Source organism: Mesorhizobium sp. M7A.F.Ca.US.011.01.1.1 (assembly GCF_003998295.1).
In the GTDB taxonomy this organism is placed as follows: domain Bacteria; phylum Pseudomonadota; class Alphaproteobacteria; order Rhizobiales; family Rhizobiaceae; genus Mesorhizobium.
The window spans coordinates 1-6,055 of record NZ_RZRT01000121.1 but is presented as its reverse complement, the minus strand read 5'-3'; the positions used below and the strand labels follow the sequence as shown (position 1 = coordinate 6,055).

Below are 6,055 nucleotides of genomic sequence, written 5' to 3'. Positions count from 1 at the left end.
TTGTAGGACTTTTGCCCGTGCCAGATTGCGCCGTAACCGGCGTCCCTGATGGCTTCGGCGGGGAATTTCTCATCCGAGGTCTTCAATTCCTGAAGGCACACGACGTCATAGTCGGTCTGACCCAGCCACTTGATGAGCACAGGCAGGCGACCGTTCACACCGTTGACGTTGAATGTTGCGATGCGGGTCATCAGGAGCTCTCTCCAAAACTCTTCACGGTATCAAGGTGAATGGCTCAGCAGTTGATCCCTCACTACCCTGAACAGGAACTTCTCACTCGCCTTTGTAGGACTGTGCGGCCTTGCCAATTTTCTGCCAGTCGTTCCCATACCGCCGCACCATTCCCGCGCCTGAGCTGGTGAAAGATGATGTGTCTCGACGACGTGCTTCGCCTCTGCGTCCTGTCCTTTCATGGGACGGGAACGAGCCCTTGTCGACCGCACGCCGTCGAGCCCTGTCTCATCTGATTTCGACATCGCTCATCCTCTCGGCTCTTCTTAACCGTCGAACGTGGGGAAAGTTCAATGACGACAGCGGTAGGGGAGTCCGGCCGAGCGGGAGCGAGCTCTCGGGCAGGGAGCAATGCGGCCATCGTCGTTGTCTATCGACTGATTCAATGTCAGGATCGGGCGCAGCCTGGTCGCCCTTGATTGGGAGCCATATGGGTAAAGCGGCTGTTCCGCTATTGAGCCCTGACAGGCGTCCTATGGACCCGGCGTCGAATTCAATCGCAAATCCCGCCTTCCATCGCGTGCCCCTTCACCCATCTCCTCACCACAGAACTAGCGGGCTAATCCGATTGCGCGAAGCGTCAGCGACAGAAGAAAATCTATCAAGCTCTAGACCTGCAGTTTATCGAGCCCGAATTGCGCGAAGGCAGGGACGAAATTGAGAGGGCAAACCAGAAGCTACCCGCGCTCGTCCGGGATGAAGATCTGTATGGCATCCTGATTCTCACACGACCGCATCCGATGGCACCGGAACGCCCGACGCGCCGGAGTCAGCTAACGCTGATAAGCTGCCTAGAAGCTTCGTTTTGTCCTTGCCGATCATCAGCACACCGCTGTCGGGGGCCAGCAGTGCCGAGAATGGCAACATGGCCGCGCCGATCGGTGAAGCCTCGGGGCCAAATTGTCCGGAGACGATTTCCGGCGCGACGATGCCGATGGCGCTGATCTGGTTGAACCGTGTCTGCACCCTTGCCAGCAGCTCGAGATGGATCGGCCGCGGTAGGATGCTGTCGAGAACGATCGCCTCAATGTCGATGATGGAGGTGATGGCGATGATGGCCTCGACCAGGGCGCTCGCGCAATCGTCGATCCACTCGAACAAAGGCGCGCGCGCTTCCGGCGGCAGCGGATCGAGCTCCCGCACCCGGTTGATCACCACGCCGCGTGTCCTCAAATGATTGACCAGCACATAGATCGAGGCGCGATGCAGCAGGCTCTGGTAGCGCGCCGGCTTGGCCGCGACCGAATCGAGGCTTGAGGGCGAAACCGGCAAAGGTCCGAGTGCGGCGCTGTTACCGTGCGGCCCGGTATGGACCTTGCCGCCTTGCACCAGCCCACCGCCAACGAAAGTGTCGATCGAGATATGCATGAAATCGCGGAACCGCGCGCCGGCGCCCTGGATGAGTTCGGCCAGCGCCGCCGATGACGCGTCGTTTTCGACGAAAACCGGTGTTTTCACCCTGGTGGTAAACAATGTCGTCAGGTCGATCGCCTCCCAGCGGCTGCCGAGATCGTCGGGGAAGCCGAGTTCCTCACTCCACCCGCCGAGGAAATAGGGCGAAGCGATGCCGACGCCGACAATGCTGGCATCGCGAAGTCCGGTGACCACCTTATCGAAAGTTGCCAGCGACATATTTCCGGCCTTGAGCACCAGATCGGGATCCGGGAAGCGGTATTCGTGCGACTCGCGGGCTCGAACCTCGCCAGCGAAATCAACGAGCACGGCTTCCAGCGCGCGCCGGCCGATCTTGATGCCGACGCTATAGATCCGCTCGGGGGTAAGTCGATAGAGGGTGGACGGTGAACCGCGCTGCCCAAACCTTTTTCCTACTTGCTTTACGAATCCGGACGACTCCAGTCCGTCGACAATGGCGGCGACCGCCGCTGGCGTTAGATTCGCCGCGCGTGCCAGGTCGGACTTCGATGCCTCCTTGAGACGCCGAATGGTATCAAGCACGAAACGCTCGTTGTAGTGCCGAACTTTGACTGAGTTGCTGCCTTTTCCGGACAAAACCGGCGTCTCCCCATTTAACTTGCGGAACCCGCGCTCGCCGCCCGCAGCGTTGAAGTTGCTGCGGCCGAGACGTTCCAGCCGCGCCCATGCGTGGCCAGACAGTGCGCGCCCGGATCGTGGAAGTCAATTTTCCGGTTGCGATCCAACCCTATTTAATATAGCAAATTGAAAAAATAGCGGGGAGGAGAGGTGCTGCACTTGGGCGCATATGGCGAAGCCGATGCCGCGGTCAAGAGGGGGGTGGCTGTCCCCGTTGCCCTGGCTCAGGCGACAAAGGCCTTCGGCGGCACGATTGCCTTGAAGGATGCGTCCTTCGAGCTGCGGGCCGGCGAGGTGCTGGCGCTGCTTGGCGAAAACGGCGCCGGCAAGAGCACCTGCGTGAAGCTATTGGCCGGCGTACATTCCCCCACCAGCGGTCATGTCGAGGTTGATGGCAAGCCAGCAACTTTCCACTCGCCGCATGACGCACAGGCCGCCGGCATTGCGGTCATGCACCAGCATCCCGGCCTGTTTCCCGATCTGTCGGTGGCGGAGAACATCTATCTCGGCCACATGCCGCGCGACCGCTTCGGTGGCATCGACAACGCCGCCATGCTGGCCGGCGCGCGCAAGGTGCTGGCCACCGTCGGCCTCGGCGTGCCGGCGGCAACGCGGCTGGCAACGCTACGCACCTCTGAACAGCAACTGGTCGAGATCGCCCGCGCGCTGTCGCTGGATGCGCGCGTGCTGATCATGGACGAACCGACCGCCGCATTGTCGCAGCGTGAGGTCGAGAGGCTGTTCAGCGTCGTTGCCGATCTCAGGCTGCGCGGCGTGGCCATGATGTTCGTCGGCCACCGCATGGACGAGATATTTCGCATCGCCGATCGCATCGCGGTGCTGCGCGACGGCCGCCTCATCGGCGTCAAGCCGAAAGCCGAGCTTGGCCGCGCTGCCGCCATCAGCATGATGGTCGGGCGTGAAGTCACCGACCTTTATCCCGAACGGCGCCATGCCTCAGGCGCGCTGGTGCTGGAGGCGAAGGGGCTTTCGCGGGCAGGCGGCTTTATCGGCATCGACCTCAAGCTGCACGCCGGCGAAGTGCTGGGCCTTGGCGGCCTGGTCGGCAGCGGGCGGACCGAGATCGCGCGCGTGCTCTTCGGCATCGACCGGCCGGACGCGGGAGAAATCCTGATCGATGGCAAGCCGGTGCAGTTCGCCTCGGCGCTGGACGCCATGGATGCGCGCATCGCCTATGTCTCGGAAGACCGCATGGGCCAGAGCCTGGTGATGGACTTCTCCATCCTCGACAATGCGGTGCTGCCGATCCTCGACAAGGCCGCGCCCCGCGGTCTCTACGGCACCGACCGCGCCACCGATCTGGTGGCGGACTGGTTGAAGCGCATGAAGCTGCGCTTTTCCGGTTACGGGCAGCCAGTCAAGGAATTGTCGGGCGGCAACCAGCAGAAGGTGGTGCTGGCCAAATGGCTGCGCACCGAACCGCGTGTCCTCATCCTCGACGAGCCGACGCAAGGCATCGATGTCGGCACCAAGGCGGAAGTGCATGCCATGATCGCCGACCTTGCCGCGCAGGGCATGGCGATCGTTTTGATCTCGTCAGAGATGCCCGAGCTGATCGGCATGTGCGACCGCATCGTCGTGCTGCGCGAAGGCCGCCAGACGGCCGAGTTTTCGCGCGGCGAAGCCACCCAGGAAAAGGTACTGGAAGCGGCGACCAGGACCGATGAACGCGCCGGCCAGGCAGCGCAGATGGAACGAGCCGCCCAGGAGGAAAAGGCAAAAGGACCTTTCGACTTTCTGAAGCGGCGGGAGTTCGGCCTGCTCGCGGCGATGCTGGCCGTCGCCATTCCGGTCACGATCATCAACCCGCGCATGATCAGCGCGGCAAACCTCACCGCTGTGTCGATGGACGCGGCCTTGCTCATCGTTGCCGCACTGGCGCAGATGCTGGTGCTGATCACCCGCAACATCGATCTGTCGATCGCAGCTGTGATCGGCCTTTCCGCCTATATGGCCGCCAGCATGGTCCAGGCCTATCCCGGCCTCGACATCGCCATCGGGCTGGTAACAGCCTGCGCGGTCGGCGGCTTTGCCGGGCTGCTCAACGGATTGGTCGTCACCAAGGGAAAGATCCCAGCCATCGTCGTCACGCTGGCCTCGATGTCGATCTTTCGCGGTTTCAACTCGATCTGGGCGGCCGGCGACCAGGTCAGCGCCGATGAAGTCACGCAAGCCTGGCTCGACATGACCGGCCTGAAGATCGCCGGCGTGCCGTTGATCGTCGTCATCGCTGTTCTCATCCTGTGCGTAGGTTATGTGCTGCTCTATCGCACGGCCACCGGACGCGAGCTGTTTGCCACCGGCTCCAACCCGGACGGCGCACGGCTGATCGGCATTCCGGTCGACCGGCGCATCCTGCTCGCCTTCGGCATGGCTGGCCTGCTCGGCGGCCTGTGCGGGGCGCTCTGGGCTTCGCGCTACGCCACCATCGACGCCCGTGTCGCGCTCGGCTTCGAACTCACCGTGATCGCCTCGGCAGTGGTCGGCGGCGTCGCCATCCGTGGCGGTTCGGGCACGCTGCTCGGCATCATCCTTGGCGCGCTCACACTGTTGGTGATCAAGAACGGGCTGACGCTGGTGCGCGTCGACCCGCTGTGGCTGCAAGGCGTCTATGGCCTGGTGATCCTGGTCGCCATCGGCATCGACACCTTCATCGTGCGGCGCGCCGAGCAGGCAAGACAGGCGAGGGCGAGATGAGAAAATTCCTGCGTTCGATCGACTTCTGGGACCTGCTGCTGGCGACCGCTTGCCTCGCCATCTTTCTCTACGCGGCGGTCTTCGTGCCGAACTTCGTCTCCGCCTTCAACCTGTCGCAACTGGCGGCGAGCGCCTCGGAAAAGGCTTTGCTGATTCTGCCAATGACGCTGCTCATCATCACCCGCGAGATCGACCTGTCGATCGCCTCGGTGCTGGCGCTGACATCCGTGCTGTTTGGCCTGCTCGTCCAGGCCGGTGTGCCGACTTTGGCGGCCATTCCGCTGACGCTCGTCTTCGGCGGCCTGCTTGGCGCCTTCAACGGCTATCTGGTTTCAGGGCTGGGGCTGCAGTCGCTGGTGGTGACACTCGGCACCATGGCGCTCTATCGCGGCATTGGCTACATCCTGCTCGGCACCGGCTCGGTCAACATATTGCCGCCGGCGGTCGTCGATTTCGGCATCAACAATCTGCCGGGCACGCAGATACCGTGGACCATCGTGCCCTTCCTGGTGCTGGCGCCGATCTTCGCGGTCGTGCTGCAGAGAACGCCGACCGGCAGGCGTATCTACGCCCTTGGCGGCAGCCCGGAAGTTGCGCGCTATTCCGGCATCGACACACGCAAGATGGTGCTGAAGCTGTTCGTCGTGTCCGGCGTCGTCGCAGCGATTGCCGGCATCGTCTACACCGCGCGGCTTTCCAATGCCCGCGCCAACAATGCGCTCGGCATGGAGCTCGACGTCATCACCATCGTGCTGCTCGGCGGCGTCAGCGTGTTTGGCGGCAAGGGACGGCTCACCGGCGTCATGCTGGCGCTGCTGTTGATCGCCATCATCCGTAACGTGCTGGCGCTCAACCAGATCGGCGGCGACGCGCAAGGCATGATCATCGGCCTGCTTCTGATCGGCTCGCTGCTGGTCTCCAATTACTGGCGCTCCCTGGAGGAGCGGCTGTCAAGATCGCGCGTCCTGCGCGAAACCAAGGGGTGATCTCGGGCCCCTTTCTTCAAGCCCGAATTTTAAACGGAGGAGTCACAATGAAAGCGTTTAGATTAGCC

At 62.7% G+C, this 6,055-nt stretch carries 4 protein-coding genes; 2 read left to right on the top strand and 2 right to left on the bottom strand.

Going from position 1 to position 6,055, the window contains the following annotated elements:
• Window positions 1-191, bottom strand: a 191-nt coding sequence (locus tag EOA13_RS36345) for an endonuclease/exonuclease/phosphatase family protein (protein ID WP_206535358.1), incomplete at its 3' end; no start/stop codon positions are given.
• Between the two features lie 763 nt (window positions 192-954).
• Entirely contained in the window at window positions 955-2,187 is a 1,233-nt protein-coding gene (locus EOA13_RS36335) for an ROK family transcriptional regulator (protein ID WP_245486277.1), read from the bottom strand.
• Between the two features lie 255 nt (window positions 2,188-2,442).
• Between EOA13_RS36335 and EOA13_RS36330 the strand changes: the two genes are divergently transcribed.
• Together EOA13_RS36330 and EOA13_RS36325 are read left to right on the top strand one after the other, a co-directional pair.
• Window positions 2,443-5,001: an ATP-binding cassette domain-containing protein gene (locus EOA13_RS36330; RefSeq protein ID WP_245490594.1), complete on the top strand. Its 2,559-nt coding sequence runs from the start codon at window positions 2,443-2,445 to the stop codon at window positions 4,999-5,001.
• Window positions 4,998-5,987, top strand: a complete 990-nt coding sequence (locus tag EOA13_RS36325) for an ABC transporter permease (protein ID WP_127297946.1) — start codon at window positions 4,998-5,000, stop codon at window positions 5,985-5,987. Before EOA13_RS36330 ends, EOA13_RS36325 begins: the two co-directional genes overlap by 4 nt.
• The last annotated feature ends 68 nt before the right edge of the window (window positions 5,988-6,055 follow it).

Excerpts from the sequence above, each read along its gene's own strand:
- EOA13_RS36325 (WP_127297946.1), top strand. The coding sequence starts at position 4,998 with ATGAGAAAATTCCTGCGTTCGATCGACTTCTGGGACCTGCTGCTGGCG.